This window comes from Bifidobacterium minimum (assembly GCF_000741645.1).
Classification (GTDB): Bacteria; Actinomycetota; Actinomycetes; order Actinomycetales; family Bifidobacteriaceae; genus Bifidobacterium; species Bifidobacterium minimum.
The window spans coordinates 282,360-306,865 of record NZ_JGZD01000009.1; the positions used below are offsets into that span (position 1 = coordinate 282,360).

The window sequence follows — 24,506 nt, forward strand, 5'->3', positions numbered from 1 at the left end:
AAGGAGGCTCGTTTTCGCGGCCCCGGATTCCGCTTCGCGGCCCCGGATTCCGCTTCGTGGCCCCGGATTCCGCTTCGCGCTCCTGGTTCCGATGCCGGATTCCGATGGGCTCTCCGATTTCCCAGAAAACCCCCAGCTCATATGGAGACTCGTCGCAGAGGGCTTTCCGAGTCCCCTCAGCACTCGCCGTTTTTGGGGTTCTAAGGTTCCAACGGTTAAGGTGAATCGTCGCCGTCGTCGGATACGGAAGGGGCTGATGATAGTGGAATGGAGCCCTAGTCCGCGATCGGGGCGCCCACCGAGGCACGGACGCGTGACGGCCGACCTTCGTCGTCGCTATAGACGTCGGAGATCGATGGTGCTTCTGTCGGCCATTCTCGTGGTCCTTCTTGTGCTTCATGTCTTCGTACAGGATGGGCGGCTGTCAACGGTGGTCTCCACGGTACGGCACGCCGTGACTTCCGTCTGGCGTGGGTCATCCCCCTCCGGTTCCAAGGCCGCTTCGTCCGCGGTCGAATCGGATTCCACGGACTCCGACGCTGCGGATTCCGACGCGGGGTCCTCGATCGCGAAGGCCTCGTCGGTGCCCGACGCCACGTCGACGAAGAACCTGACCGCCGGATTGACGACCTCCCTAGATTCCATCTTCTCCGGTGCCACCTATGCGGTGGACGTCATCGACATGTCCACGGGCGGGACGGTGGTGGGAATCGATACCGGCACCCGATACACGTCGGCGAGCACCTACAAGCTTTTCGTCGCCTACTCGATGATCTCGGCGGTAGAGAGCGGCGAGAAGACCTGGGATTCCGAGCTGAACGGACAGACGCTGAGATCATGCGTCGCCACGATGATCGTCGACTCCGACAACGACTGTCCTGTCGCGTGGCTGGAGGAGCAGGGATACGGGGAGGTCAACCAGCAGGTGCATGACGCCGGGTTCGACGACACGACCATCGAGAACCAGAACATGAGCACGACCGCCTCGGACCTTGCCGACTATCTGACCCGTCTGCATCAGGGAAGCTTCATGGACGCCGATTCACGGTCCATGTTGCTCGGATACATGAAAACGCAGGTGTATCGCTCCGGCGTGCCCACCGGAATCGGCTCGAACGGCACCGCGGCCGACAAGGTCGGTTTCCTTGACGGTCTTCTTCACGACGCTTCGATCATCTATACGACCAAAGGCGACTACGTCATGGTCGTGCTCGCCGATGGATCCTCATGGGCGTCGATAGCCCAGGCCGCGTCGACGATCTACGCGGCGCTGTAGGTCGGGATCATGCGGTGGGGCCGCCTCGCCCTCCATCGTCTTCCTCCGGCTTCTCCCTGCGATTCCCTCCTGTAGGATGTTCGTACAATGAACGGCATGACCATTCTTCGGACGGACCGTCTCATCCTTCGCCCATGGCGTGTGAACGACCCGAGTGACGCGCGGGCGCTGTATCGGCATGCCTCGGATCCCGAGGTGGGCCCGCGCGCCGGATGGCCCGCCCATTCCAGCGTCGAGGAGAGCGCTCGCATCATTCGTGACGTGCTGTCGGCGGATCTGACCTATGCGATCGTCCTGCGGGCCTCTGAGTCGGCGATTGCGGACGCGGACGTTTCCTGTGGGGATGGGCGCGTCGAGCATGACGGTGATCGGGATGGGGATGATGACGCAGAAGGATACGGAGACGGAGAAGGAGACGGGTACGGATACGGCCGCCCCATCGGGTCCATCGGGCTCAAGGAGATTGCCGGAAAGGCCGATGCCAGGGAGCTGGGCTACTGGATAGGGCGTCCTTATTGGGGACGCGGCCTTGTTCCCGAGGCCGCGCGTGAGCTGATGAGGTACGGCTTCGATGAGCTGGGGCTGACGGCCGTATATGCCTGCCATGACGTATCGAACGGCCAATCGTCGAGGGTCATGGACAAATTGGGGCTTGTCCGGCTGCGAACCGACAGGTCGGTTCCGCGTCCCCTGCTGGGAGCCGACGTCCGACGCGATGAGGTCGTGCGTCGTATGACACGCGAGGAGTGGACGGTCCGCGGTACGTCGGGAATCACGCCGATCTCCCGGAGTTCCGGTGGGTCGGGCAAATAGGTAGGGATGCCGGGTAGGGATGCGTGGAAAGGAGAGCGGCCATGACCATCATCATCCGTGGGGACATCGTCTTCACTCCGAGGCCCGACCGTTTCACCGTGCTCGAGGATGGATGCGTTGCGGTAGGCGACGACGGGCGCGTGACGCAGGTGGCCGGCTCGCCCTCGGACATCAGACTCCGCGGCACCCGCGCTTCCGGCGACCGCATCGTTCCGACCGATGACGCTGCGCCGCGGTCCACCGTTGATTCCGGGGAACCGGAGCCCCGCGTCATCGATCGACGTGGGTGTCTTGTCATCCCCTCCTTCGTCGACCTGCACGTGCACGCCCCGCAGTATCCGATGGCGGGCGTAGGGCTCGACGAGCAGCTTCTGCGATGGCTGGAGAACACCACCTTTCCCGTGGAATCGCATTTCGCCGATCCGCAGGTCGCCGGGACATGGTATCGGCGCTTCCTGCACCGCATATGGAGGGTTGGCACCCTGCGCTTCAGCGCCTTCGCGACGCTTCACGAGGAATCGACACTGATGCTTATGGGACTGTGCCAGGAATCGGGACTGCGACCCGTCGTCGGCAAGGTCAACATGGATCGCAACGCCCCGGAGGAGCTTCTCGAGAGCACCCGCGACAGTCTCGAGAGCACGCGGCGCATCATCGGGAAGTCCCGAGCCGCGACGCCGGACATCGGATACGTCGTCACTCCGCGCTTCGTGCCTTCCACCACCCCGGAGCTGATGGAGGGACTCGGGGAGATCGTGCGCGAGTTCGGCCTTCCCGTGCAGTCGCATCTCGACGAGAACCGCTCCGAGGTGGAGTGGGTGCGCAGACTGCATCCCGACGTCCCCACCTACGCGCAGGTGTACGACCGTTTCGGTCTTATGCCCGAGGGACGCACCATCATGGCCCACTGCATCTGGATGACGCAGACCGAACGCCGGCTGCTCCGCGAGCGTGGGGTGTGGGCGGCGCACTGCCCACAGTCGAATCTCAATCTCGCCAGCGGTCTCATGCCCGTGAGAAGGGACCTCGACGCGGGAATCAAGGTGTGCGTCGCCAGTGATGTGGCCGCCGGGCATGATCCGTCCATGCCCCGGCAGATCGTTTCCGCCATCGAGACCTCCAAGGCCAAGACCTTCGAAACGGGGCATGAGAACGACCGTCCGCTTGCGCTTTCCGAGGCCTTCTATATGGCGACCAAGCGGCCGGGGGAGTTCTTCGGGGCGATCGGTCGTGGCAGGGTGGGCACCTTCGAGCCCGGATGTGACTTCGATGCCCTCGTCATACGCGAGGAGGACGGCAATCCGTTGGACCTGCCGCCGGAGGGCAAGCTGGCGCGCTTCATCTACGACGGTGACGACCGTGACATCCTCGAACGTTGGATCGCAGGCCGGACGGTCCCCGAACCCTTTGCCTGACGGGGACGATCGTATTGACGGGGATGATCGGTGGATCGCATCGTCCGGCATGCCCTCGCGTCACGATCGGACGAGTGTCGCTCCGGCCTTGGCGAGCTCCTCGAGCGCGGTCTGGAAGGTCCGCGGGGCGACGCCGGCGACGAGGTCGGTGAGGACGCGCACGCGGCGGCCGGAGCGGAGCGCGTCGAGCGCGGAGGCCCTCACGCAGTAGTCGGTGGCGATGCCGGCCACGTCCACGTCGGTGACGTGGTGGGCGTCGAGCGTCTGGGGGAAGGACCGGCCGGAGTCGTCCGTGCCTTCGAAGATCGAGTAGGCGGGGACGTTCTGCCCCTTGCGGATGTGCACGTCGACGAGCGAGGCGTCGAGGCCGGGGTCGTAGTCGGCGCCGGGGGTGCCGGCGATGCAGTGGACGGGCCAGGTGTTCACGTAGTCGGGCTTGTCGGGCGGCAGCGCGATGTGGCCCCCGTTGGTGCTGTTCGCGGTATGCCAGTCGCGGCTGGCGAAGACCACGTCGTAGTCGGATTTGTGGGTTCGCAGGTAGGCGGTGATGCCTCTGGCGACCGCGTCGCCGCCGGTCACGCCGAGCGCGCCACCCTCCGTGAAGTCGTTCTGCACGTCGATGATGAGAAGAGCTGTCGTCATGAGGCCAGTGTAGGCGGGGGAGCGCGGCGGTGGGGGTCGGATTTGTTACATGATATTCAGACTCAACCGCGCGACCGCAGCCGATTACTCGCAGCTTGATCGCGCTCCGCTTCCTGCCCGTCAGTCCAGCTCATCACCGGTACTGTCGGGTTCGGATGCCCCATGGTCTGACGAGGACGGAATGCGCGTGCGCGGTCCCCATGCCACGCCTGCTATCCCTTCAAACGGCGGTCCACTACAAAGTGAATGGGGGCAGCAATCTCATACGGGTATATGTAAGATCGAATCTTCTTGGCTTTACCCGCAGTTGGCATCTAGCGTTTTTCTTCCACCGATATTTTTCTGTAACTGAGCCATTTATCGAGAGCCGCAAGAATGGCAAATGCAACGCCGATGATTGCAACGGCGATTCTGCCGCTGCTAATTCCGATGGCGACCAGGGTGAAGGCGCATACAAGTTGCAGGAGAAGAATCATAAGCATTTTGGGGTCTTTGACTAACTCAACGAGTATGTTTCTCAATGATGATGCCAATGGATGGTTGTTCTTGCCTGCCATGTCAGATCCCTGCCCTTTCAGTTGACAGTACATTTGAAGGATGTCTTGAATACGTATATTCATCCACTGCCGCTTCTACTGTAAGGATACTGGTTTCCACGTTTGCTCTAGATGATCCGCCGTTCTTCATGATCTGCCGGTCTTCCCACTACCGCGTCCTCGGGATACTCTGGAGACGGCTGACAGGTGATTCCGGGAACAGGCCCGGGGAATGGCGGGTATGCGACGATGGCGACGAATGGCAGGGATGCGGTCGGAAGAGGATCCTCGTCATCCGTGGCTCACGCCCCGTCCCATCCACACCTGACCGCCCGGCAGCGCCGCCGGCTGTGGATCTCCACCCAGCCAGGCGCATGGATGATGGTACTGGCCCCGGGACTCGCCGGGACGATCATCGCCGGGGTTCTTGCACTCCGCTTCGGGGCGTCCGCGTCCAGTGTATGGCTGCGCGACCTATGGCTGCTGCTCGCCTGGGCGCTGTGCTACTGCGTCCAGTTCACCGCGGCCCGATGGCTGGTCTCCCGCCGCGTCCACCGCTACCTGACGCCGATGATCGTCTACGGCGTGGCCCTTGCCGTCGTCGGACTGCCGCTTGTCGTCATTCATTCGGCCATCCTGTGGTGGGCGCCCGTCTATCTTGTGCTCGCAGGGCTGTCACTCTGGGCCGCCTACACGCATCGGGAACGATCCCTATGGGCCAATGCGGCCGACGTCGTCGCCGCCTCTCTGATCGGAGCGATCGCCGGATCGGCCGTCGCCGGCTTCCGGCCGTCGGATATACCCCGTGCGGCGTTGGTGGCCGCCATGGCCTTCCTCATGGTCGAATACGGCTCCGCGCTGTTCGTCAAGACGATGATCCGCAAATTCGGCGATCCCCGGTACCATATCCTCTCCGTCCTCTGGCATGCCGCGATGGCGGCCGCCGGATTCCTCGTGCAGCCCCTGTGGGGTGCGATCGCCGTCGTCCTTCTTCTGCGGGCGATCATGCTGCCGATGCGATCCGAACGCATCCGACCCCTGTACGTCGGCGTTGAGGAGGGCGTGGTTCTTGCCGTGGCGTTCGTGGTGATTCTCATCGGCGTTCTCTGAACCAAGCTGGGTCGGTCTCCGCCGCATTTTTCGGGATCAGCACCGCCATGCCGTTTTCCGTCCCCGGGACGTCGTGGCCGATTCCGTCCCGCGCGAAGGGTGACGCGTGGTATGGCGAAGGCAGGAGCTCGGAATCAGGAGCTCGGAACAACAGGGGCTCGGAACAACAGGGGCTCGGAACAGCTAAGACGCGGTGCGGCAAGAACGCGGAACGGCAAGAACGCGGGATGGCAAGAACGCGGGATGGCAAGAACGCGGGATGCCGAGGGCATGCAACGGCAAAAGAAAATGATGACGAAGCGGCGTTGGTATTATGACGCGGAAATCGCTGATCTTTTGCCTATCTTCGACGTGAGAACAAGAAGTTCTTCCGTTTTAACGCGGCGTTCATCAGAAGCTCATGCAGACATCACCGGCCTTGCGTATCACGGAAGTGTCCACTAAGAGGAAAGGCCACGGCACAGTGACGATATAGGTGACGGTGAGGAAGAAGGAGGGCCGGATGATGAGCACGGCGAAGGGAATCCAGAACGAATCGGAAGTTCGGAGCATGAGAGGTGGGGATGACCACCCCGAGCCCGATAACATGATGCCGGATCGGTATCGCGCGCTTCAACGGCATCTGCACGGGAGGATCTCGTCCTCCATCGACTCCATCCGAGTCGACTGCCTCGGCGTCTTCACCGCGGCCGCCCGGCGGCATCCGCACGTCGACGAGTTCGCAGGCTTCCTTCTCAGCGTCCAGGAGGTGGAGATCCTCAGATCCGGTTCCTGGAGCATCGACCGATGGGGGCGCATCCATGCCGACTCCTCGCGCCGGACGGAGCGTCAACGCTCCCATGTCCTGTGGTAGAGCGGCTTATGATGGGCCTATGACTAGCGTTCTTGTAATCACAAGCAATCCCGATCCCGCGTCACTCACCGACACGGCCGGCGATGCCTTCGCGACGGGCGCACGCGCCGCCGGGGCCGACGTCGACGTGCTGGATCTGTACGACTCCGGTTTCAATCCCGTCTACACGCTCGCCGACCGCCTGCACTATCTGGGGCACGGCCCCGTTCCGCGTGACGTGGCCGCCATCCAGAGCAGGCTGGAGAAGGCCGACGTCATCGCTCTTGTCTTCCCCGTCTACTGGTATACGATGCCCGCCATGGTCAAAGGCCTGTTCGACCGCGTCGTCTGCCGGGGCTTCGCCTACAATCCGTCGGGGGAGCCGGGGGCTCTGGCGGGGAAGACGGTGAGGATCATCATGCTTACCGGCGGATCGCAGGGCTGGTATGAATCCGACGGGATCGGCGAGGCCCTGGACAACCAGATCCGCCGTCAGACACTCGCCAAATACTGCGGTGTCGAGGATTCGCGGATCGTCTACATCGACAACCTCATCTCGGGGGACGACGATCCCGAGCGGCGTCAGGCCGTCGCCGAGCAGCTTGAACGTCTGCGCGTGATGGGGGAGTCGCTCGGCTCGAAGTGAACGGCCGATCGAGACCAGACGAAGAATAGACGAAATGGATTGTTCGGGGCATGGGAATTCCGCAGGAGCACGGAGTCCGGCGACGGGAGCGAGCGAGGTGTCATGCGTAGGCATTCGATGAAGTCCGCGTTGTCACGATCGTCGGCGTCATCGGGCCGGATCCGGCGCGATCGGATCCCGCGGATCGTCGCGGCGGTCGTCGCATCGGCGGCGATGCTTGCCCCGCTCGCCGCATGCGGGGGATCGGGCGATGCCGGTGCCACGGTTTCGTCACCGACCACATCGGCGTCGTCATCGGCATCCGAATCGGAGTCCTCGTCCGCGGAATCGCAGGCCTCGGGGACTGCGTCCGCATCGTCCTCCTCGACGGAGGAGTCGCGCGCATCCTCCACGTCCACCTCGGGGGAAGTCCCGGCCACCACGGTCCTTGCCGCACTCGCCATCAAGGGCCGTGCGCCGAAAACCGGATATTCGCGATCGCAGTTCGGCACCGCATGGGCGGATGTCGACCACAACGGCTGCGACACGCGCAACGACATCCTCAGCCGCGATCTGACGGGCAGGACCTACAGATCCGGCACCCATGACTGCATCGTGGCCACGGGAACGCTCAACGACCCCTACACCGGCAGACGCATCGGCTTCGTGCGCGGGGAGAAGACCTCCACGGCCGTGCAGATCGATCACGTCGTGGCGCTGTCGAACGCCTGGCAGACGGGGGCGCAGAAGCTGGATTCCTTGACGCGCGAGCGGTTCGCCAACGATCCCTACAATCTGCTTGCCGTAGATGGGCCGGCCAACGAGCAGAAAAGCGACGGTGACGCCGCCACCTGGCTGCCGTCCAACAAATCCTTCCGCTGCCAGTACGTAGCGCGCCAGATCGGCGTCAAGCACAGATACGGTCTGTGGGTGACGAGGGCCGAGCACGACGCCATGGCTCGCGTGCTGTCCGGATGCCCCACGCAGACCGTGCCCGCCGGCGGCGGGGTGATCGGCTCGGTGTCTTCGGGTTCGGTGTCTTCCGGATCGTCGTCCTCCACGCCCGCATCCAAGTCAACGGCCACGGCGCGGGCCACTCCGAGGGCGACCTCGCGGGCCACGTCATCCGCGAAGTCCAACGCGTCCTCCGGCTCCTCCGCGTATTACCAGAACTGCACGGCGGTTCGAGCCGCAGGCAAGGCCCCTCTGCGCAGCACCGATCCGGGATACAGCCGCAAACTCGACCGTGACGGCGACGGCATCGCCTGCGAATAGCGTCGAATGCGCAATGGCCTTCTCGAATGCCGAATAGCCTCGAATGTCGATTAGCCTCGAATAATCGCGTCACACTCGGTGCTCGGCTCTGGAGCAGGCATTGGGACGAAGGGGACAAAGGACGAAGCGGACAGACACGGGAAAGCACTGGACGGTTTCTGGGCATTCGCTGGGATGGGGATTCTGGCGAATGGACTTTCAGATGGAATCCCAAGAGGGCTTCCGGGTGGACTTCCGTGGACTTCGACGTAAGGGAAACATGGGTCGACGGAGCCCCGGCCTCGTTCGCCGGACCCGCGGGGTCAGGGGTAGGGGATCTCAGGGGTAGGGGATCGAGAAAGTGGGCCCCGCGGAGATGGTCGGGCGATGGCCATGGCGTCGTGAACGGTATGCTCGGACTAGCGTGTTAGGCATGATCGACCACATCACGCTCAGGGTCAGCGACATCGACCGTTCCATCAGCTTCTACCGTCAGGCGCTTGCCCCTTTGGGGTACGTCGTCAAGGCGCATCATGCGCCGACGCTGGGATTCGGCGTCGATGACGGCACTCCTCGCGCCGACTTCTATGTCTCTCCGGCGGAGGGTGATTCCGTTGCGTCCGGTACGCAGCGACGTGCGACTCCGGTCACGCATATCGCCTTCCGCGCCAAGGACCGGTCCGACGTCGTCGCGTTCCACGAGGCCGCGTTGAAGGCCGGCGGCACGGACAACGGCGCTCCGGGTCCACGCGCCTACCATCCCGGATACTATGCGGCCTTTGTGCTTGACCCCGATGGCAACAACATCGAGGCCGTCGTCGATTGGGCGGGGTCCGACCGTTAGGCGTGCCGGCGCTTCCTCGGACCGCATCCGGCCGCCGGCTTCCTGATTAATCCCCGGAGCCGGCTGGATTGAACCCCCGGACGGGATCGAACCCCCGGTAGCGCCGCGAGAACTCCCGCGTCATCCACGGGTCGGGAACCCAGACGAACGATCCGTCGCCGACGGCGTCTCCCGCGGGTGAAGAATCGATACGGCATCGGGCGATGGCGTCGACGAAGGCCTCCATACCCTTGCATCCGAAGGGATATGGCGTCGTGCACCAGACGGGGTCGATTTCCAGAACGACGGGCGTAGCCGTGTCGACCGGTATGCCGAGGAGCAGGCTCACCGGAGGAGGGGGGATGTGATGTTCGTCGGTCGTCGACCCTGCCGCTAGGGCCCGAGTTGGAGCCAGAGTCCGGGCCGTGGCGGCGGCGACGTCGAGAACCGCCTCGCGGTGGCCGGAGTCGAAGCGTGCTCCGTCGAACACGGTGACGACGTCCATGCCCCCCGGCGTGGGATGGACGCATACGCCCGAACAGGCCACGGCCCTTCCCATCGCGGGATCGACGACCGCACACCATTCCTCGGCGAGACCTTTCACGTTCCCGGCCACCTCGATTAGCGAATCGGCCGGGGCGTGGGCCCGAACCAGATCTCGCCGCAGCTCGTCGACGTCGCGTCTCGCCGCCCGGAACGCCGAGACGCGTCCCGATGCCACGCGCGACCATGGACGCTCGTCCAGCGCGGAGAAGGAGCCGGAGAAGGGGGAATCGTCGGAGAGGGAATCGTCGTCGTCGGAGAGAGGATCGGCAGGACGGTCGGCAGGACAGGAAGCGTTGGGAGGCGATCCGGGGATCGTGCCATCGAAGGCGCGTCCCGAGACGATGTCCCCGGCGCGGGCGACGAGAACCCGGTGTCGTGTCAGCGGATACGGCAGGTGGGTGATGGCGTCCGCCGCGGGCGCGGTGAGTTGCAGCGGCGGCAGTCCGTGGCGTCGGCGCCAGTCGTCGAGAGCGATGAGCGTGCCGGGGGAGGACCATATGGCGTCCTCCTCGCCGATGTCTTCGACGGGGGAAAGCCCGTCATGCGCGACGACGTTCGTGACGGCTCCGTTCGGCGCGCGGCCACGGCCCTCCGCGATCCCCCGGCGGAACTCCTCGGCCACCCAGCCTGGGGGTCCGATGACATGGAGGGTGGATGTGCCCATGCGTATCTCCTCTCTCAGCACAATTCCCGGAGGGCCGGCAAAACGGTTTTCTAGTATGGAGCCGTCGGACTCGCCAGAAGGGCGTCCCGTCGGGTCGCACCGGATCCGTCCGATCGAGGTGGAGGGACGGTTCGCGGTTCCGTCGTCCGTAGGCGTCCGTCGTCGCCGGACCCACCTTAGCCATATTGACCACCATCATCACGTAAAGAGGATGTTATGACCACAATCGCGGTATTCGTCGGATCCCTGCGCAAGGACTCCGTCAACAAGGCCCTGGCAAGGAACATCGAACGTCTGTCCCCGGACGGCCTGGAGTTCCGGTATGCGGATCTTGATCTCCCCCTCTACAATCAGGACCTCGACGCCGATCTGCCGGCGAAGGTCGTGGAGCTCAAGAAGCTCGTCGAGGAATCCGACGGAGTCCTGTTCGTCACCCCCGAATACAACCGCAGCTTCTCCGGCGTCATCAAGAACGCCATCGACTGGGCGTCGCGTCCGTGGGGCAAGAACTCCTTCGCGGGCAAGCCCGCCGGACTCGTGGGCGCGTCCATCGGCGCTCTGGGGGCCACGCAGGCGCAGGCGCAGCTGCGCAACGTCCTCCTTTTCCTCGATATGAAGGTTCTGGGACAGCCCGAGGTCTATTTCAACGCCAGCGCCGGACTCGGCGAGGACGGTCAGGCCAACGAGAGTTCCGAGGCCTTCCTCAAGGGATATGCGCAGGCCTTCGCGGAGCACGTCCGCACCGCGTGACGGCCGTGTGACGGTCGTCATCGTCACCTGCGGCGATACCGATGTCCGCGTCGCATGATGTGGCGGACACGGATGGTGGGGCGCCGGAATCCATGGATCATGGGTTTCCGGCGCCCCACGTCATATGCGGATTTACGGTTTTCGGCGACCCGGATGGATCGGCGTGTGATGTTGGCCACAGGACCCGGGATTTACGCTGGTGGGCGCAATGCCGGGTCGTATCGTGCTTTGTAGTACGTGCCGTCTGGAAGCGCGCGTGCCGCCGACCGGATACAAGGAGGTATTCATGACAGGGATGATCAACGCCGGGGATGCTGTTCTTCGGGTTCTGGAGCAATGGGACATCCCGCGGATATACGGGCTTCCGGGAGGCTCCTTCGACTCGATGATGAACGCGATCCACAACGAGAGGGATCGGATAGACTTCATCCAGGTGAGGCATGAGGAGGGCGGCGCCATAGCCGCCTCGGCGGAGGCCAAGCTCACGGGCCGCATCGGCGTGTGCTTCGGATCGTCGGGGCCCGGCGCCGTCCATCTGCTCAACGGCCTGTACGACGCACGCGAGGATCATGTCCCCGTGCTGGCATTGGTCGGTCAGGTTCCTATGGAATTCATGAACATCGACTTCTTCCAGGCCATGGATGAGGAGCCGATGTTCGCCGACGTGGCGGTTTTCAACCGTACCGCCACCAATGCCGCCGGACTTCCCGCGCTCGTCGATGAGGCCATCCGGCAGGCGTACAAGCACAGCGGCGTCGCCGTCATCACCATTCCCAAGGACCTCGCGTGGACGCCCATCGAGTTCAACGTCGACGCCGTCGCCACGGCGCGCAACTTCCGCAAGCCGCTGCCCGTGCAGCCCCATCACGACCTCGTCGAGAAGGCCGTCTCGCTTATCGAGTCCGCCAAGGCCCCGCTGCTGTGGTTCGGCCGCGGCGCGAGCACGGCGCACGACGAACTGGTCGAGATCTCCCGCAAGTTCAAGATGCCGATGGTCTCCACGCATCCCAGCAAGGGCGTGGTCGAGGACACCGATCCGGCGTTCCTCGGCTCCTCGGGCCGCGTCGCGACCAAGACCGCCACCGAGGCGGGCTTCGCCGCGGACCTCATCCTGTGGGTCGGCAACGACAACCCCTTCGCGGCCAAAATCGTCGGGCCGAACGCCAAGGTCATCCAGATCGACAACGATCCGGAGAAGCTCGGCAAGCGCCTGCAGCCGCAGATGGCCCTCGCCATCCTCGCCGACGCCAAGCTCACGCTGCGCGAGATCCTCGACGCCGGCAGGGAGCTTCCGGAGACCCCGTTCTACCGGGCCTGCCTCGCGAGCAAGCGCAACTGGGAGGAGTGGATCGCCTCCTTCAACGAGGATCCCCGTGAGCCGCTGCGTCCGGAGCCGATATTCCACATCATCAACGAGCAGAGCGACCCCGATGACATCTTCATGATCGACGTCGGCAACGTGAACATCAACTTCGCCCGTCTCGCTCATCTGGTGCCGACGAACAGGTGGTCCACCTCGGGCAAGCACGCCACGATGGGGTACGCGGTTCCCGCCGCGGTGGCCGCCAAGCTCGAATATCCGAAGTCGACGGTCTATTCTCTCAGTGGCGATGGCGGTTTTGCCATGATGAGCGAGGAGATCCTGGCGCAGGTCAAGTACCATCTGCCCGTCATCAACGTCGTGTTCTCCAACCAGACGCTGGGATTCATCGAGGCCGAGCAGCGGGACGACTCCCATCAGCCGTTGTCCGGCGTCGATCTGATCGACACGGACTGGGCCAAGGTCGGGGAGGGGTATGGCGCCGTGGGATTCACCGTGCGCACGCTCGACGAGGCCCGTGAGGCCTTCGCCGCCGCCAAGGCCGCGGACCGTCCGTCCGTCATCGACGTCAAGCTCACCGGCGACATGCCCTTCACCACGATGTACATGCACCTGTCGGAGCATGACGATCCGGCGCTGGTCAAGGAGTTCACCGAGAAGTACGAGGCCCAGCCGCTGAAGGCCCTGGACTACTGGCTTGAGCGGGAGGCCTGATCCTGCTGGCCGCTGAGCGCGTCCCGGAGATTGGACGCGCCCGGTGGCCTGATTCGTGTGCCCGGTGTGTGGGGATCGCGCCGGGCACACGTTATGTGCCGCGGAAGCGGCGCTGCACGACATGACTGTGACATGCCTCACATTACGGGGATCCGGGGTCTTTCATGGTGGAAGTCTCTGGACTGGCGCGTGTGTCGTGCCGTATTATCGCTGGGCGACACGTCCCATAAGGACATCCGTCGCGTCGACCGCGGACCGCGTCATCCCACCAGGGTGGCGACGTGGATGCCGACCGTCGGCGTGAGCTTATTCAAGGCCCCGCACCATGGGTGTCCTATGCAGTGAGAGAAAAGAGAGGGACAGTGTCCTCACAATCCCTGCCGCAGGCGGATGGTTCCGCTGCGGCCCATAAGCCATTGAATTCGCCGGCCGAGGTGATCGGCGCGAGCCTCGTGGGAACGACCGTCGAATTCTACGATTTCTACGTGTACGCCACCGCCGCGGTTCTGGTCTTCCCCAAACTGTTCTTCCCCTCCGTCAACCACACCGCCGCGCTTCTGGCGTCATTCGGAGTCTTTGGCGCGGCCATGGTCGCGCGTCCCGTCGGGGCGATCTTCTATGGGCATATGGGCGATAAAAGCGGGCGCAAGGCGACGCTGGTGGCATGTCTGCTCACCATGGGCGTCGCGACCTTCTGCGTGGGGATCCTTCCCACCTACGGTCAGGTCGGGATACTCGCCCCCGCGCTTCTGCTCATCCTCCGTCTGACCCAGGGGTTCGCTCTGGGAGGCGAGTGGTCCGGCGCCGCCCTTGTGGCCACGGAGAACGCGCCTGAGAACAAAAGGGCGTTGTACGGCACCTTCCCGCAGCTGGGGGCGCCCATCGGATTCATCATCGCCAACGGCTTGTTCCTGATCATCAACTACTCGCTTCCCCATCCGGACGGCAGCGCGATGCAGTCCGATGCGTTCCTGTCGTGGGGGTGGCGCATTCCGTTCCTGTTCAGTGCGGTGATGGTGGCGATCGGCCTCTGGGTGCGGTCGAAGCTCGCCGAATCCGAGACCTTCAAACAGGCCGAGAAGCAGGGCGTGATCGTCAAGGTGCCGCTGTTCGACACTCTGCGCCATCATTTCAAGGCCGTGGTGCTGGGAACCTTCGCGATGCTGGCCACCTACGTCCTCTTCTATCTCATGACCACCTTCAGCCTCACGTATGGAACCGCGTCGTCGTCGGCGTCACCTGCTGGGCTGGGCATCGAATACACCGATTTCGTTCTTATGCAGATCATCGGCGTCGTGTTCTTCGGTCTGTTCACGCTGCTGTCCGGTCCTCTCGCGGATGTGGTCGGAAGACGCAAGCTGCTTATCTGGGTGACGGTTATCATCATCGTCTTCGCGCTGATGTTCCCGATCTTTCTGGATGACAAAAGCGGGACCTCGTTCTCCGGTGCGCTTGTGGAGGCGTTCCTCATTCTGGGCTTCACTCTGATGGGCTTCACCTTCGGGCCGATGGGCGCGCTGCTTCCCGAGATGTTCCCCACCAACGTTCGCTATACCGGATCGGCGATCGCCTACAACGTCAGCTCCATCATCGGCGCGGCTCTGGCCCCCATCATCGCCACAGCTCTCTGGAGCGCGGCGGGGGGAAGCACATGGATGGTCGGCGTGTATCTTGCGGCCGCCTCCGTTCTGACTCTTGTGGCTCTGCTGCTGACGCATGAGACGAAGGATATGGATTACAACGGCGATCTGGGCGTCTCCGACTGACGGCGGGCACTGACGGCGGATCGATCCGCCGTCAGCCATATCGTTTCCGGCGCGTCTTCTATGTGGGATGCGCCGGTTTCTTTTTGTCGGATCCCGGTTTTGTCGGATCCTGGTTTTGCTGGATCGTCGTGCCGTACCAGGCCGTACCGGGCCGCGTTGCGTCGTACCGGGCCGTGCCGCGTCACGTCGTACCGGGCCGTGGCCTCGTGTCGTACTGTGCCGTGACGTCGTCGTCAACGGTGGTGGAGCGTGGCTTCGCGTGCCGGTCGCGGATTCCTGTTTTCTGCGGGCATCTCATATATGTCGAAAAGAGGTATTCCCACGGCGAATACCGCGCCGAAGCACGGTTCCGCGATGATAGATTGAGGCCATCAACAAGCGGGAAAGCAGTGTTTCACAGCCTTGAAACGGCATCTAAGGAGATCGTCATGGCCAGTGCCGAGGAACAGATCGCGGCGATAATCGACGCCAACAAAAGCAAGCCGTCGGTGGCTCGCCCTGGTGACATGGAATTCGGGATCATGAGCGTCTCGGACGTGACCCGCGATCCCGTCAGCGGTGTGACGCCCAGCGAGGGGCAGCGGCTGACCGATTCCCTGGACGAGGCCGTCCACGCCGAACAGGCCGGATTCGACGTCTATGCGATAGGGGAGCACCACAATCCGCCCTTCTGGTCATCATCCCCCACCACGTTCCTCGCGGCGGTGGCGGCGCGCACGACGCGGCTGACCGTGTCCACCTCGACCACGCTGATCACGACGAACGATCCGGTTCGTCTGGCCGAGGAGTATTCGGTCCTCCAGCACATCGCCCAGGGGCGCGTCGACCTGATGCTGGGACGCGGAAACACCGCACCCGTCTATCCGTGGTTCGGCAAGGACATCCGCGAGGGTCTCCCGCTGGCGTTGGAGAACTACAATCTCCTCCATCGCCTGTGGCATGAGGACGTGGTCGATTGGAAGGGACAGTACAGAACGCCCCTTCAGGGATTCACGTCGATCCCCCGTCCGCTCGACGATGTTCCGCCCTTCGTCTGGCATGGATCCATCCGAACCCCCGAGATAGCCGAACAGGCCGCATTCTACGGCAACGGCTTCTTCGCCAACGGCATCTTCTGGCCCGAGGACCACTTCCGCAGGCTTGTGGACCTGTACCGCGAGCGTTTCGAGCATTGGGGGCATGGGACGCGGCGTCAGGCGGTCGTGGGCGTGGCCGCTCAGGTGTATGTCCGACGGAACTCCCAGGACGCCATCCGCGAGTTCCGTCCGTACTTCGACGAGTCTCCGGTGTACAAGGGCGGTCCCTCGCTGGAGACGATGATGCGCGAGACGCCCCTGCTCGTCGGCTCTCCGCAGCAGATCATCGACCGCGTCCTGCACCAGCATGAAATCTACGGAGACTACGCCCGACAGATGTTCTTCGTCGACCATGCGGGTCTTCCCGCGTCGTCGGTGCTTGAGCAGATGGACATGCTGGGATCGGAGGTGCTCCCGGTGCTCCGCCGCGAGTTCGCGTCACTGCGCTCGCCCGATGCCGTGCGGACCCCGACCCACGCCGATATGGTCAAGGCCCGGTACGGCGACGGACAGCCCCGACAGCCCCGCCCCAACGCCAACCGAGGCGACAACGTCACGGGGACCAGTCCCTACGTCGACACCGATTCGTCCGTGAAGGTGAGTCTGCCGGATCTGTGACGGCGATGGGCGGAATCGAATGCGGAAGGTCCCGATCGGGACGACGAGCAGGGAGGAAGGACGACGATGATAGGGAACGATGGCGGGAAAGACGGGAAACGCGATGCGGAGTCGGGGACGCTGACCGTCCCCGACGGTGAGACGACGTCGGCGGATGGGACGCCCGACCGTCATATCACCGTGGTGAGCGCCGGAGTGGGCGATCCCTCGACCACCACGAAGCTGGGGGAGGCCGTCGCGCTTGAGGCCACGCGGTATCTGCGGGACAACGGCGTCGAGACGTCCGTCCGCCTCGTCGATCTGCGTCCGCTGGCGCGTGATGTGGCAGTGGCGTCCGTCAGCCGCCAGATCTCCCCGGCGTTGAAGAAGGCCATCGGCATCGTGGCGACGTCCGACGGCGTGGTGGCCGCGTCCCCCGTGTTCAAGGCCTCGTATTCGGGTCTGTTCAAGGGGTTCTGGGACGTGACCGAGCCCGACGTCATGCTCGCGATGCCCGTCGTCGTCGCGGCCACAGGCGGATCGGACCGTCATGCGCTGGTTCCGGACACCGACATGCGCTCTCTGTTCGCCTTCCTGCGGGCCATCGTCGCCCCGACGAGCATCATGGCCGCCGGCGGCGACTGGGCGTCGGCGGGTCTTGCGGACCGCGAGAGGCGCGCCGGACGCGAGCTTGGCGCCTTCATCCTCTCCGGGGTCCGTCGGGCCGTGCTCGATGCGGCGGGGAAGGGATATCGCCGAAGCTTCGCCACCGCGACGATGGACGAGTCCGCGTCGGCGGCCTCCACGGCATTGCCTGACTTCGACAGCAGCCTTATGAGGCTCGCCGCCGGAGGAATCGGCGGCGACTGACGGTCCGCCGACGCCCTTCCCGGACCGCTTTCGCTCAGGGCGTTTCCGCCGAACGCGAGAACCGCGGAAACGTCGGAGGGCAGCGAAACACGGAATCCTACAATGTTGCCGTGTCTACAAGGAGGTAGTCATGACCTATCGCACCGTGAACCCCTATACCAACGAGGTCGTCGCCGAATACCCCTTCGCCACCGATGATGAGATGGATGCCGCGATCGCCGCGGGACATCGCCGGTACGTGGAGATGAAAACCGAATCCCTCGCCCATCGCTCCGAACTGCTCCATGCCGTCGCCGCGAAGCTTCGCGAGCATGAGGACGAGCTCGCTCGCATCTGCACCGTCGACATGGGCAAGCTCATCGGGGAATCGAAGGGCGAGGTGGAGCTGTGCGCTCTCATCGCCGACTGGTTCGCCGACCATGCCGAAGGGCTGCTCGCCCCCGACGCCATCGACACCATCGCCACCGGTTCCGCCCGGGTCCTTCACCATCCGCTCGGGGTCGTCGTCATGGTCGAGCCATGGAACTTCCCCTACTACCAGATCATGCGCGTCTTCGCGCCGAACTACATGGTCGGCAACGCCATGGTCCTCAAGCATGCGGCCAACACGCCCACATCGGCGAAGCGCTTCTGCGAGATCGTCGAGGAGGCGGGCGTCCCCGCCGGAACGCTGACGAACCTGTTCCTGTCCTACGACCAGGTCTCGAAGGCCATCGCCGATACGCGCGTCCAGGGCGTGGCGCTCACCGGATCCGAACGCGGCGGCAGGGCCGTCGCCGAGGCGGCGGGCAAGCAGCTGAAGAAGACCACCATGGAGCTTGGCGGCATGGATCCGTTCATCGTGCTGGCCGACGCCGACATGGCCGACGTCAACGACATCGCCTGGCGCGTGCGACTGTACAACTGCGGGCAGGTGTGCACCTCGTCCAAGCGCTTCATCGTCGCGGATGCCGTCTACGACGACTTCCTCGAGGCGCTCAGGGAGAACTTCCGCCGCGTAGCCCCGGGAGACCCGCTGGACCCCGCGACCACGCTCGCCCCCATGAACACCGCCAAGGCCCGCGCCAAGCTGCAGGGGCAGGTGGACGCCGCGCTCGCCGCGGGGGGCACCCTCATCGAGGGAGACGCTCCCATCGACCTTTCCGGGCAGTTCATGCGTCCGACGATCCTCACCGACATCACGCCCGACAATCCCGCCTACCGCACCGAGATGTTCGGTCCGGTGGCCTCCGTCTACCGCGTGCAGGACGAGGACGAGGCCGTGGCGCTCGCCAACGACAGTCCCTACGGGCTCGGCGGCATCGTCTTCGCCGGCGATCCGCGGCACGGTGCCGAGGTCGCCGCACGCATCGAGACCGGCATGGTGTTCGTCAACAACTTCATGGCCTCGCTGCCCGAACTGCCCTTCGGCGGGGTGAAGATGTCCGGCTATGGGCGCGAGATGAGCCGCATCGGCCAGATGGCCTTCGTCAACGAGCAGCTCGTCGTCACCGCACCGCATTCGGACCTGTCGAATCCGGCGGGCGGCCTCGTCGCCGCGTGATCGTCGGCCGCGTGATCGTCGACGGCGTTGAATGGGCGTGCGAGAGGCTCTACATCTCCTCGTGCCAGTGTGGATCCTGTCCGAACGTGCGCCCTTCGGGATTGTCCAGATCGGCGATCCGTCGCATATCGTCGTCGTCAAGCTCGATGCCGGTCAGATCCAGATTCGCGCGTTGTCTTTCATGACCGTCGATCGCGCGGTGGAGGCCATGGCGTCGGTGATCGCGTCGGCCATCAACATCCTCGATGTCGACACCGTCATTCTGGGAGGAATCTGGGAACGGTTCGGCGGAGGACTCGCCCGGCGGATCGAGGACCGGTCGCGGACGCAGGTTCTGGGATATCCCGAATCACAGGTCCACGTCCTTCTTCCGAATCGCACTCGCAGGCCCGCCTTGTGGGGCGCGGCGGAGATGGGGCTACGAACCTTCGTCGACGACCCTCTGGCCTTTCTCGATGGGCGGCGTTCCGAAACGGCTGCGTGATGCCGGAACGGGTGACGAGTACCAGGGCATGACTGCGGCGCCGGTGCCCCCGGCCATGGTTGTGAAGCCATGGTTGTGAAGCCATGGTTGTGAAGTCTGGTTCCGTCATACCCGGTTCCGATCCCATTGCGGTGTGGTCGGGACTGTCGCATCGGAGGGTGCGGGATCGTTCCGTCACGTCGATCATTCCCTCACGTCGATGGGTTGGCGACTCCTCCATATGGAGGGGTTCCTGCCAATGGGTGGATACCGCTCCGTAGGGGACGCCCGCCGCTGCTACAGTGTCGCCTTGGCGTCTCCGCCCGTGGACCGCGCAGGTCAAGGGGCGCCGTCGGGGGTATCTCCGTCATCGCCGTGCGCGGTCATCTGGCGTTGGGAGCGCTATGTCTGGTAATGGATCGACGGCGACGTCGAATGGTTATGCATCCTTTCTTTTCTCGTATTTCTCCGGTGGCGGCTCCGCCATCCATTCCCCGCGATCTGCGAATCCGCCCGCGGAATCGGAGCCGGGCGGACCGACGCCTCCCGGACTTCCCTCGAGCCTGAGGTGGAGAACGGTGGACATCGCCGTGGCCGCGGCGTTGGGGGTGGCCTGCGGATTGGTGTTCTGGAGCTTCAACTACGCGTATGCGGTCATCTCCCCGATTCTGCGTGATCTGCTTCCCGGTCTGGCCAGCGTCCTGCATGCCCTGTGGTATTTCTCGGGCCCGTTGGCCCTGTTGATCGTTCGCAAGCCGGGGGTCGCGATATTCGTCAACGTCGTGGGATCCCTTACGGAAATGGTTCTGGGCAATCCCTATCCGGTGTCCTCCGTCATTGTGTCGGCGCTGCTCCAGGGCGTGGCGTCCGAGATACCCTTCGCCGTGACCCGGTATCGCCGGTTCTCGCTTGCGATGTCCGTCGCGTCCGGAGCGGTCACCGCGCTGGAGTACGGGTTGTATCTGATGGTCACTATGTATCAGGGACGATCGGGCGTCTACGTGACCATCCACATGGTCAGCGAGATGGTCGGAGGAGTCATCATCGCCGGATTGATGAGCTGGTGGCTGTACAGGGCGATCGCGCGCACCGGCGCGTTGTACCAGTTCGCCTCCGGGCGTCGGGTCGAGAAGGACATCGACTGACGTTCGGTCGTCATGACGGGATTATCGGGTCCCCTATGGAGGCCGTTCCCATGGACGTCCATGGACGTCTCTTGCCGGGCGTGGCGCCATCGGGGACCCATCGTGTTGTGAAGGACGAGGGTGTTGGTAAACTAGTGCCGTTGGTTTCCAACGCACGGGGCCCTAGCTCAGTCGGTTAGAGCAGCGGACTCATAATCCGTCGGTCCAGGGTTCAAGCCCCTGGGGCCCCACGCAAACCCCTTGGAATCATTGGTATTCCGGGGGGCGTCTTATTTCCGGAAGGCGGATTCGAATACTCCCACGGCGCACCGGCGACGGGGAGTCCACGGACGTGTCTACAATTGCCAAGGTTCCGGTTCACGCCCGCCGCTGGGGCGAGGCGACCCGGGTCCCCCGAAACCCGAGGAGTATCCATGAAACAGGGCATTCATCCCGATTACCATGCCGTGCAGGTCACGTGCTCATGCGGCAACACCTTCGTCACGCGTTCCACCGCGCAGGGTGACCATATGACCGTTGACGTGTGCGCCAAGTGCCATCCCTTCTACACCGGCAAGCAGAAGATCCTCGACACCGGTGGCCGCGTCGCCCGCTTCGAGCGTCGCTACGGCAAGAAGAGCAAGTAGCTTTCCCGACGCCAGTCCTATGCCGCCGGCCGTGTGGCCGCGCGGGGGACTGGCGTCGTCGTATGTGCAACGTCATAAATGCCATGGTGCGTGATTGCGGCATGGTGCGTGATCGGGCGGTCGCAGCCGCGCCGTCCGAAGATCTTCTGCGGACGAGCCGTCCGCATGGGAAGGATGGGATGATGGCCGATGAGGATTTTCCCGCGGCACTCACCGCGGTCGAGGAGTATGAGGCTCTTGAGACGCAGATGAGTCAGCCGGATGTCGCGTCCGACCCGGAGAAGATACGCAGATTGGGCCGGCGCCATGCGGAGCTGGGGATCATCGTGTCCGCCTATCGCCGGTATCGGTCGCTGCGCGACGATCTGGCCGCGGCCCAGGAGATGGCGTCCGAGGACGAGGATTTCGCCAAGGAGGCCCATGATCTGGAACCTCAGGTCGCCGCCGCCATGGAGAAGCTGCGCACCGCGCTTATCCCCCGTGATCCGGATGACGCTCGAGACGTCATCATGGAGATCAAAGCGGGTACGGGAGGCGAGGAGGCCGCCCTGTTCGCCGGCGATCTGCTGCGTATGTACGCCCGGTATGCCGAGAAACGCGGCTGGTCGGTCAGCGTGCAGAGCGAGAACAGAACCGAGCTTGGCGGCGTCAAGGACATCCAGATAGCCATTCGCGCCAAGGGGACGCCCACGCCGCAGGAGGGCGTCTGGGCCAGCCTGAAGTACGAGGGCGGGGTCCATCGCGTTCAACGCATACCGGTCACCGAATCACAGGGCCGCATCCAGACCTCGGCCGCCGGTGTGATCGTGTTCCCCGAAGCCGACGACGATGACGACGAGATCGTCGTCGATCCCAAGGATCTGAAAATCGACATCTTCATGAGTTCCGGCCCCGGCGGGCAATCGGTGAACACGACCTACTCCGCCGTGCGCATGACCCATATCCCCACGGGGATCGTGGTGAGCATGCAGGATGAGAAATCCCAGATCCAGAACCGCGCGGCGGCTCTGCGCGTCCTCAAATCGCGGCTTCTGGCGATGAAGCGCGAGGAGGAGGCGGAGCAGGCAGCCGACATGCGGCATTCCCAGGTGCGCTCCCTTGACCGGTCCGAGCGCATCAGAACCTACAACTTCCCCGAGAACCGGATCGTCGATCATCGCACCAACTACAAGGCCTACAACCTCGACCAGGTGCTTGACGGCGACATCCAGGCGGTGATCGACAGTGACATCCAGGCGGATGAGGCCGACCGTCTGGCCGCACAGAAATAAGGGGATGCGGTGATCGACGCCGATCGACTTGTCCGTGAGGGGGAGAGGAAGCTGCGCGCGGCGGGTGTGGATTCCCCCGCCCATGACGCCGCCGTGCTGCTGGCCCATGCCTGCGGATGCCGCAGGGCGGATATCGATCGCGCCCGTCTGCTGGGGAGCGGGCTTGACGGCGTCGCCGCGCCGCGTGACGCTCTTCGCGCGTACCGTTCCCTGGTCGATCGTCGCGCCGCCCGGGAGCCGCTGCAGCTGATCGTGGGATACGCCCGGTTCCGCGGGCTGATCGTCGACGTCGGTACCGGCGTGTTCATTCCCCGGCCGGAGACGGAGATGGTGGTCCAGTGCGGGATCGACTGGCTGAACGATCAGCCGGTGGAGGCCCCCCGTGTCGTCGACCTGTGCGCCGGAAGCGGAGTCATCGGGTTGTCCGTCGCGTCCGAGGTCGCGGACGCGGAGGTCTGGGCGGTCGAGATGTCACCGGACGCCCTCGTATGGACGGAAAGGAACCGGCGGAGGATCGGCTCCATCTCGCCCGGTCTTGACGATTCCTACCATCTGGTCTCCGGGGACGCGACCTCGCCCGGGACGCTGGCGTATTTGAACGGGACGATCGACGCCGTCATCACGAATCCCCCGTATGTTCCGGACGCTCGCGTACCCGACCAGCCCGAGGTGCGTGACCATGATCCTCGCATGGCGTTGTACGGGGGATCGGATGACGGAATGGCGATACCGAGGCTCATGATCGACAGGGCCCATGCGCTTCTGCGTCCGGGAGGACTCCTCGTCATGGAGCATGACATCACGCAGGGTGGGCGGCTGGCGGCCTATGCGCGTGATCGTGGTTTTCCCGAGTCCAGAACCGTGGAGGATTGGACGCATCGACCCCGTGCGCTGATGGCGGTCAAAGGCTGATCCCGACGGATCCCGTCATGATCCGCGGCCGGCGTCGGCGGTGATCGACTCCGGGGCGGTCCGGTGCCAAGGTACGCCAAGGTGCAAGGCGATCCAGTGCTTGGGTGATCCGCGCCAGCGTGATCCGGCTAGGCGTAATCCTGGAAACAGGCCGCGTCCGAGTCATCGATCCGGCGAATGACCCGGGCGGGATTCCCCACGGCCACGCAGTCGTCGGGAACGTCACGAGTCACCACCGCTCCGGCCCCGATCACGCAGCCCGAACCGATGGTCACGCCGCCGATGATGGTCACGCCCCCGCCGATCCAGCAATGCGGTCCGATGGTGATCGGACGGGCGTATTCATAGTCGTACAGATGTCCGTCCGGCGCCTTGCGCACGTCGCGGTCCTGCCACCTCATTGGATGCATGGCCGTGAGGATGCCGACGTTGGGGCCGATCAGGACGTCGTCGCCGATCGCCACGGGGGCGCAGTCGAGAATCGTCAGGTTGTAGTTCGCATACACGCGCGCGCCCAGAGAGGTGTTGGCCCCGTAATCCACATGGATGGGCCCGGTGATGTCCAGATCGGCGCCATGGTCCGGGAACAGACGATCCAGTATGTCGAGGCGCTCCTCCGCACGGTCTCGGGGCAGCGCGTTGAAGTCGTCGCACAGGGCGGCCGCCTTGAGTCGCATCGCGCACACGCGCGGATCCGAGGGGTCGTAGAGGTGTCCGGAAACCATCAGGGACGGTTCGTCGCGGGGACCCTTGGGCGGCGTGTACGGGGGGATGGACGATGTGGTCGGTGTCATATCGGAGGCCTTCCTGTGTAATGTGGTGGATGGTGCTACGTAATGTGGTGGCTGGTGCCACCGCGCAAGTCGTGGTGCAATGGTGCAATGAGGGGTTGACGCGGGTCGGGCGTGAGACGCGG

23 protein-coding genes, 1 tRNA gene and 1 pseudogene are annotated in these 24,506 nt (G+C 64.3%); 19 read left to right on the forward strand and 6 right to left on the reverse strand.

The features are described 5' to 3' along the window. Window positions 1-313 precede the first annotated feature (313 nt). The 3 genes from BMIN_RS04945 to BMIN_RS04955 all read left to right on the forward strand — a co-directional run bounded on the left by BMIN_RS04945 (window position 314) and on the right by BMIN_RS04955 (window position 3,504). Entirely contained in the window at window positions 314-1,276 is a 963-nt protein-coding gene (locus BMIN_RS04945) for a serine hydrolase (protein ID WP_022861603.1), read from the forward strand. Window positions 1,277-1,372: 96 nt separating this feature from the next. Beyond that, a complete protein-coding gene (locus BMIN_RS04950; RefSeq protein WP_051126400.1) occupies window positions 1,373-2,089 on the forward strand; it encodes a GNAT family N-acetyltransferase in 717 nt (238 codons plus the stop codon). Window positions 2,090-2,130: 41 nt separating this feature from the next. Beyond that, window positions 2,131-3,504, forward strand: a complete 1,374-nt coding sequence (locus BMIN_RS04955; protein ID WP_022861601.1) for an amidohydrolase family protein — start codon at window positions 2,131-2,133, stop codon at window positions 3,502-3,504. A gap of 60 nt (window positions 3,505-3,564) precedes the next feature. Here BMIN_RS04955 and BMIN_RS04960 read toward each other — a convergent pair whose 3' ends face one another. Together BMIN_RS04960 and BMIN_RS04965 are read right to left on the reverse strand one after the other, a co-directional pair. Beyond that, on the reverse strand, window positions 3,565-4,146 hold the full coding sequence (locus BMIN_RS04960; RefSeq protein WP_022861600.1) for an isochorismatase family protein: 582 nt from the start codon (window positions 4,144-4,146) through the stop codon (window positions 3,565-3,567). Between the two features lie 314 nt (window positions 4,147-4,460). Continuing rightward, a complete protein-coding gene (locus BMIN_RS04965) occupies window positions 4,461-4,703 on the reverse strand; it encodes a hypothetical protein (protein WP_152595214.1) in 243 nt (80 codons plus the stop codon). A 228-nt stretch (window positions 4,704-4,931) separates the two neighbouring features. Between BMIN_RS04965 and BMIN_RS04970 the strand changes: the two genes are divergently transcribed. Continuing rightward, entirely contained in the window at window positions 4,932-5,792 is an 861-nt protein-coding gene (locus tag BMIN_RS04970) for a YwiC-like family protein (protein WP_022861598.1), read from the forward strand. A gap of 390 nt (window positions 5,793-6,182) precedes the next feature. On the opposite strand, the gene BMIN_RS08975 is transcribed toward BMIN_RS04970, so the two are convergent. Then, window positions 6,183-6,344: a hypothetical protein gene (locus BMIN_RS08975; RefSeq protein ID WP_155522362.1), complete on the reverse strand. Its 162-nt coding sequence runs from the start codon at window positions 6,342-6,344 to the stop codon at window positions 6,183-6,185. Between BMIN_RS08975 and BMIN_RS04975 the strand changes: the two genes are divergently transcribed. The 4 genes from BMIN_RS04975 to BMIN_RS04990 all read left to right on the forward strand — a co-directional run bounded on the left by BMIN_RS04975 (window position 6,343) and on the right by BMIN_RS04990 (window position 9,347). Beyond that, window positions 6,343-6,645, forward strand: a complete 303-nt coding sequence (locus BMIN_RS04975; protein WP_152595213.1) for a hypothetical protein — start codon at window positions 6,343-6,345, stop codon at window positions 6,643-6,645. The genes BMIN_RS08975 and BMIN_RS04975 overlap by 2 nt on opposite strands. Window positions 6,646-6,664: 19 nt before the next feature. Next, window positions 6,665-7,270, forward strand: a complete 606-nt coding sequence (locus BMIN_RS04980) for an NAD(P)H-dependent oxidoreductase (protein WP_022861596.1) — start codon at window positions 6,665-6,667, stop codon at window positions 7,268-7,270. Window positions 7,271-7,399: 129 nt separating this feature from the next. Then, a complete protein-coding gene (locus tag BMIN_RS04985; RefSeq protein WP_051126414.1) occupies window positions 7,400-8,524 on the forward strand; it encodes a GmrSD restriction endonuclease domain-containing protein in 1,125 nt (374 codons plus the stop codon). Between the two features lie 412 nt (window positions 8,525-8,936). Next, window positions 8,937-9,347, forward strand: a complete 411-nt coding sequence (locus tag BMIN_RS04990) for a VOC family protein (RefSeq protein ID WP_022861594.1) — start codon at window positions 8,937-8,939, stop codon at window positions 9,345-9,347. A gap of 46 nt (window positions 9,348-9,393) precedes the next feature. Here BMIN_RS04990 and BMIN_RS04995 read toward each other — a convergent pair whose 3' ends face one another. Then, window positions 9,394-10,536 carry a hypothetical protein gene (locus BMIN_RS04995; RefSeq protein ID WP_022861593.1) on the reverse strand — a complete coding sequence of 381 codons (1,143 nt, stop codon included), beginning with the start codon at window positions 10,534-10,536 and terminating at the stop codon, window positions 9,394-9,396. Window positions 10,537-10,752: 216 nt separating this feature from the next. On the opposite strand from BMIN_RS04995, the gene BMIN_RS05000 reads away from it, so the two are divergent. The 6 genes from BMIN_RS05000 (at window position 10,753) to BMIN_RS05025 (ending at window position 19,173) form a co-directional block, all read left to right on the forward strand. Next, entirely contained in the window at window positions 10,753-11,286 is a 534-nt protein-coding gene (locus BMIN_RS05000) for an NADPH-dependent FMN reductase (RefSeq protein WP_022861592.1), read from the forward strand. A 286-nt stretch (window positions 11,287-11,572) separates the two neighbouring features. After that, window positions 11,573-13,321 (forward strand): pyruvate oxidase, encoded by a 1,749-nt coding sequence (gene spxB, locus BMIN_RS05005; RefSeq protein WP_022861591.1) that lies wholly within the window; start codon window positions 11,573-11,575, stop codon window positions 13,319-13,321. Between the two features lie 362 nt (window positions 13,322-13,683). Beyond that, on the forward strand, window positions 13,684-15,087 hold the full coding sequence (locus BMIN_RS05010) for an MFS transporter (protein WP_238565629.1): 1,404 nt from the start codon (window positions 13,684-13,686) through the stop codon (window positions 15,085-15,087). Window positions 15,088-15,515: 428 nt separating this feature from the next. After that, window positions 15,516-16,781, forward strand: a complete 1,266-nt coding sequence (locus BMIN_RS05015) for a CE1758 family FMN-dependent luciferase-like monooxygenase (RefSeq protein ID WP_022861589.1) — start codon at window positions 15,516-15,518, stop codon at window positions 16,779-16,781. A 66-nt stretch (window positions 16,782-16,847) separates the two neighbouring features. Beyond that, window positions 16,848-17,630 (forward strand): CE1759 family FMN reductase, encoded by a 783-nt coding sequence (locus tag BMIN_RS05020; protein WP_022861588.1) that lies wholly within the window; start codon window positions 16,848-16,850, stop codon window positions 17,628-17,630. Between the two features lie 130 nt (window positions 17,631-17,760). Further along, complete coding sequence (locus BMIN_RS05025) at window positions 17,761-19,173, forward strand: NAD-dependent succinate-semialdehyde dehydrogenase (protein ID WP_022861587.1); 1,413 nt, start codon at window positions 17,761-17,763, stop codon at window positions 19,171-19,173. A 49-nt stretch (window positions 19,174-19,222) separates the two neighbouring features. Here the strand turns inward: BMIN_RS05025 and BMIN_RS09190 are convergent. After that, window positions 19,223-19,354: pseudogene (locus BMIN_RS09190) on the reverse strand (aldo/keto reductase); the annotation flags it as partial. 686 nt (window positions 19,355-20,040) lie between these two features. Here BMIN_RS09190 and BMIN_RS05035 point away from each other — a divergent pair. The 5 genes from BMIN_RS05035 (at window position 20,041) to prmC (ending at window position 23,590) form a co-directional block, all read left to right on the forward strand. Further along, entirely contained in the window at window positions 20,041-20,781 is a 741-nt protein-coding gene (locus BMIN_RS05035; RefSeq protein WP_022861585.1) for an ECF transporter S component, read from the forward strand. 156 nt (window positions 20,782-20,937) lie between these two features. After that, window positions 20,938-21,011: transfer RNA gene (locus BMIN_RS05040), tRNA-Ile, on the forward strand. A gap of 183 nt (window positions 21,012-21,194) precedes the next feature. Further along, complete coding sequence (rpmE, locus tag BMIN_RS05045; protein WP_026647570.1) at window positions 21,195-21,407, forward strand: 50S ribosomal protein L31; 213 nt, start codon at window positions 21,195-21,197, stop codon at window positions 21,405-21,407. Between the two features lie 182 nt (window positions 21,408-21,589). Further along, on the forward strand, window positions 21,590-22,678 hold the full coding sequence (prfA, locus tag BMIN_RS05050; protein ID WP_026647569.1) for a peptide chain release factor 1: 1,089 nt from the start codon (window positions 21,590-21,592) through the stop codon (window positions 22,676-22,678). 12 nt (window positions 22,679-22,690) lie between these two features. Continuing rightward, window positions 22,691-23,590, forward strand: coding sequence for a peptide chain release factor N(5)-glutamine methyltransferase (prmC, locus tag BMIN_RS05055; RefSeq protein ID WP_026647568.1), 900 nt, complete (start codon window positions 22,691-22,693; stop codon window positions 23,588-23,590). Between the two features lie 128 nt (window positions 23,591-23,718). Here the strand turns inward: prmC and BMIN_RS05060 are convergent, their stop codons facing one another. Beyond that, window positions 23,719-24,384, reverse strand: coding sequence for a sugar O-acetyltransferase (locus tag BMIN_RS05060; RefSeq protein WP_022861581.1), 666 nt, complete (start codon window positions 24,382-24,384; stop codon window positions 23,719-23,721). Between the last annotated feature and the right edge of the window lie 122 nt (window positions 24,385-24,506).

Coding starts and splice junctions, on each gene's coding strand:
- BMIN_RS05025 (WP_022861587.1), top strand. CDS start 17,761: ATGACCTATCGCACCGTGAACCCCTATACCAACGAGGTCGTCGCCGAA.
- BMIN_RS04980 (WP_022861596.1), top strand. CDS start 6,665: ATGACTAGCGTTCTTGTAATCACAAGCAATCCCGATCCCGCGTCACTC.
- rpmE (WP_026647570.1), top strand. CDS start 21,195: ATGAAACAGGGCATTCATCCCGATTACCATGCCGTGCAGGTCACGTGC.
- BMIN_RS04995 (WP_022861593.1), bottom strand. CDS start 10,536: ATGGGCACATCCACCCTCCATGTCATCGGACCCCCAGGCTGGGTGGCC.
- BMIN_RS04950 (WP_051126400.1), top strand. CDS start 1,373: ATGACCATTCTTCGGACGGACCGTCTCATCCTTCGCCCATGGCGTGTG.
- BMIN_RS05020 (WP_022861588.1), top strand. CDS start 16,848: ATGATAGGGAACGATGGCGGGAAAGACGGGAAACGCGATGCGGAGTCG.
- BMIN_RS05000 (WP_022861592.1), top strand. CDS start 10,753: ATGACCACAATCGCGGTATTCGTCGGATCCCTGCGCAAGGACTCCGTC.
- BMIN_RS08975 (WP_155522362.1), bottom strand. CDS start 6,344: ATGCTCCGAACTTCCGATTCGTTCTGGATTCCCTTCGCCGTGCTCATC.
- BMIN_RS04955 (WP_022861601.1), top strand. CDS start 2,131: ATGACCATCATCATCCGTGGGGACATCGTCTTCACTCCGAGGCCCGAC.
- BMIN_RS05035 (WP_022861585.1), top strand. CDS start 20,041: ATGTCTGGTAATGGATCGACGGCGACGTCGAATGGTTATGCATCCTTT.
- BMIN_RS04990 (WP_022861594.1), top strand. CDS start 8,937: ATGATCGACCACATCACGCTCAGGGTCAGCGACATCGACCGTTCCATC.
- spxB (WP_022861591.1), top strand. CDS start 11,573: ATGACAGGGATGATCAACGCCGGGGATGCTGTTCTTCGGGTTCTGGAG.
- BMIN_RS04975 (WP_152595213.1), top strand. CDS start 6,343: ATGAGAGGTGGGGATGACCACCCCGAGCCCGATAACATGATGCCGGAT.
- BMIN_RS04960 (WP_022861600.1), bottom strand. CDS start 4,146: ATGACGACAGCTCTTCTCATCATCGACGTGCAGAACGACTTCACGGAG.
- BMIN_RS04970 (WP_022861598.1), top strand. CDS start 4,932: ATGGCGACGAATGGCAGGGATGCGGTCGGAAGAGGATCCTCGTCATCC.
- BMIN_RS05060 (WP_022861581.1), bottom strand. CDS start 24,384: ATGACACCGACCACATCGTCCATCCCCCCGTACACGCCGCCCAAGGGT.
- BMIN_RS05015 (WP_022861589.1), top strand. CDS start 15,516: ATGGCCAGTGCCGAGGAACAGATCGCGGCGATAATCGACGCCAACAAA.
- prfA (WP_026647569.1), top strand. CDS start 21,590: ATGGCCGATGAGGATTTTCCCGCGGCACTCACCGCGGTCGAGGAGTAT.
- BMIN_RS04965 (WP_152595214.1), bottom strand. CDS start 4,703: ATGGCAGGCAAGAACAACCATCCATTGGCATCATCATTGAGAAACATA.